Origin of the sequence: Neobacillus drentensis, from assembly GCF_036966985.1 — a bacterium.
In the GTDB taxonomy this organism is placed as follows: domain Bacteria; phylum Bacillota; class Bacilli; order Bacillales; family Cytobacillaceae; genus Neobacillus; species Neobacillus drentensis_E.
This window is the reverse complement of sequence record NZ_JBALSN010000295.1, coordinates 1-327: the sequence shown is the minus strand read 5'-3', so window position 1 is coordinate 327 and position 327 is coordinate 1. Positions and strand designations below refer to the sequence as shown.

1 protein-coding gene is annotated in these 327 nt (G+C 41.3%); it reads right to left on the bottom strand.

Features of this window, described 5'->3' with window-relative positions:
• A partial coding sequence (locus V7659_RS19320) for a spore coat protein (RefSeq protein ID WP_335541486.1) occupies positions 1–252 on the bottom strand: 252 nt, incomplete at its 3' end.
• Positions 253–327: the final 75 nt, after the last annotated feature.

The window sequence follows — 327 nt, the reverse complement described above, 5'->3', positions numbered from 1 at the left end:
AACAGCTGCTTGGATAGATGCTGCAACCTGTGCATCAACAGAAGAGACGTTAATGTCACAAGAATCTCTAACGATAATGACTTCCTCAGATGTCTGCTTTGTGACACTCACTTGATCAAAGTCTTGTAAAACATCTTCATCATCATAATAGTGGCCGTCACAAACTGCTTTTCTTTCGTAGTTATGATGGTAATCGCCGTGGTGTGTACAGTTGCGATCTAGAGCGACCCAAGAGTATGGTTTAGAATCCATTTCTTTTCCTCCTTCCGTTTACTTTATTAAATGCTGGAATGATTGGTTTTGTCTCGGGCATTTATCCTAGCAGGC